Below are 2322 nucleotides of genomic sequence, written 5' to 3'. Positions count from 1 at the left end.
CCCCCCCCCCCCCCCCCCCCCCCCCCCCCCCCCCCCCCCCCCCCCCCCCCCCCCCCCCCCCCCCCCCCCCCCGCCGCGCGTCCGGCCGCGCAGGCGGACAGCCACACATCGCCATACATCGGCGAGCTGTCGGCGATATGTCGGTGGAGCCGCCGGATCGGGCCGTCCTGTCGGTGGTCTGTCGGTGCGCTGTCGGTGGCGGCTGGTCCCATGAGGGCATGACGCGAATCGACAAGGACCCGAGCGGACACCGCAGGGGCATCGCCGTCGAGGTGCGGGGGCTCGTCAAGCAGTTCGGCGGCCCCCAGGGCACGAAGGCCCTGGACGGGGTCGACCTCGACGTGCGCGAGGGCACCGTCCTCGGCGTACTCGGACCGAACGGCGCAGGCAAGACCACACTCGTACGCATCCTGTCCACGCTGCTCAAGCCGGACGCGGGCTCGGCGACCGTCGCCGGGTACGACGTCCTGCGGCAGCCCAGGGAGCTGCGCCGCACCATCGGCCTGACCGGCCAGTACGCCTCGGTCGACGAGAAGCTGTCCGGCCGGGAGAACCTCTACATGATCGGGCGGCTGCTGGACCTGTCCCGGCAGGAGGCGCGCCGCCGCGCGGACGAGCTGCTGGAGCGGTTCTCCCTGACGGACGCCGCGCGGAAGCCGGCCCTCCAGTACTCGGGCGGCATGCGGCGCAGGCTCGACCTGGCCGCCTCCATGATCGGCAGGCCGTCCGTCCTGTACCTGGACGAGCCGACGACGGGCCTCGACCCGCGCACCCGCAACGAGGTGTGGGACGAGGTGCAGCGGCTGGTCGGCGAGGGGGCGACCGTGCTGCTGACCACGCAGTACATGGAGGAGGCCGAACAGCTCGCGGACGAGCTCACGGTCTTCGACCGGGGCCGGGTCATCGCAGGCGGCCGGGTGGACGACCTGAAGGCGAAGGTCGGCGGCCGGACTCTGAAGATCACCCCGACCGACCCCGCGGTGCTGCCGCAGATGGCCGCGGCGCTCGGTGACGCGGGCCTCGACGGGGTGGCGGGCGCGACGGCGGCGCCCGACGAGGGCGTGCTGTACGTCCCGATCCTCAGCGACGACCAGCTGACGGCGGTGATCGGGGTCCTCGGCGGACGCGGCTTCTCGATCGCGCACATCGGTACGCACCTGCCGAGCCTGGACGAGGTGTTCCTGGCCATCACGGGCCAGAAGACGACGAGCGGCGCACCGGCCACGGGCGGCGCGGGGGCCGAGAACGAGACCGAGACCCAGGGGGTCGCCGTATGAGTACGACATCCACGAGCGCGCGGACGCGGCGCGCGACGGACGGCGCACGGCCGTCCGGCCCCGACGGCCCCACGGGCCGTCCGGCCGCCGCCTCACGGCGCGCCTCGGAGCAGGCCGCGGACGACGGCCGGATCGGCCTGCGGGCGAATCTGCGGCACATCGGCGCACTGGTGCGCCGCAACGTGCTGCAGATCCGGCAGGACCCGGAGTCGATGTTCGACGTCCTCCTGATGCCGATCGTCTTCACCGTGCTGTTCGTGTACGTGTTCGGCGGCTCGATCGGGGCGAGCCTCGGCGGCAGCCGGCACGACTACCTGAACTACATCGTGCCCGGCCTGATGGCCATGATGGGCATGAACATCGCCATGGCCGTGGGCACCGGCGTGAACGACGACTTCCGCAAGGGGGTCATGGACCGGTTCCGTACGATGCCGATCGCCCGCTCCTCGGTGCTGATCGCGAAGATCGTGGTGGAGATCGGCCGGATGGTGGTCGCCACGGCGATCCTGCTGGGCATGGGGTTCGCCCTCGGCATGACGGTGGGGACCTCGGTCCTCGGCCTGCTGGCGGCGGTGGGGCTCTCGCTGCTGTTCGGCGCGGCCCTGATGTGGATCTTCATCCTGCTGGGACTGACCATGAAGACGGCCCAGGCCGTGCAAGGACTGGCGATGATCGTACTGATGCCGTTGCAGTTCGGGTCCTCGATCTTCGCCCCGACGAAGACCATGCCGGGCTGGCTCCAGGGCTTCACGGACTACAACCCGCTGTCGAACCTCGCGGACGCCGCCCGCGGCCTCATCGACGGCGGCCCGGTGGCCCATTCGGCGCTGATGACGCTGGCCTGGGCGGCGGCGCTCACACTGGTGATGGCCCCGCTGGCGGTCCGCAAGTTCCGGAACAAGACCTGACCGGAAAGGCTCCGGGACAAGACCCGACCGGGAAAGGTTCCGGGACAAGACCCGGCCGAGTGGTACGCCCTGCCAGGCGTACCGGCCAGGGGGAACAGGTGCCCGCCGTGGGCCGCGTCGGGGGGCGCGGCACGCGG

At 72.3% G+C, this 2322-nt stretch carries 2 protein-coding genes; both read left to right on the top strand.

Annotated elements, in window-relative coordinates; genetic code table 11:
* The first annotated feature begins 218 nt into the window (after positions 1 to 218).
* Positions 219 to 1277, top strand: a complete 1059-nt coding sequence (locus LCE31_RS38995) for an ATP-binding cassette domain-containing protein (protein ID WP_225022982.1) — start codon at positions 219 to 221, stop codon at positions 1275 to 1277.
* Positions 1274 to 2185, top strand: coding sequence for an ABC transporter permease (locus LCE31_RS38990; RefSeq protein WP_225022981.1), 912 nt, complete (start codon positions 1274 to 1276; stop codon positions 2183 to 2185). The genes LCE31_RS38995 and LCE31_RS38990 overlap by 4 nt, the downstream gene beginning before the upstream one ends.
* Positions 2186 to 2322 lie beyond the last annotated feature (137 nt).

Origin of the sequence: Streptomyces sp. 8L (assembly GCF_020176795.1) — a bacterium.
Taxonomy (GTDB): Bacteria; Actinomycetota; Actinomycetes; order Streptomycetales; family Streptomycetaceae; genus Streptomyces.
Note: the sequence above shows the minus strand (reverse complement) of the source record. Positions and strands in the feature narration are given on the sequence as shown.

What these genes read in the sequence shown, in the direction of transcription:
- LCE31_RS38995 (WP_225022982.1), top strand. Translation starts at nt 219, where the DNA reads ATGACGCGAATCGACAAGGACCCGAGCGGACACCGCAGGGGCATCGCC.
- LCE31_RS38990 (WP_225022981.1), top strand. Translation starts at nt 1,274, where the DNA reads ATGAGTACGACATCCACGAGCGCGCGGACGCGGCGCGCGACGGACGGC.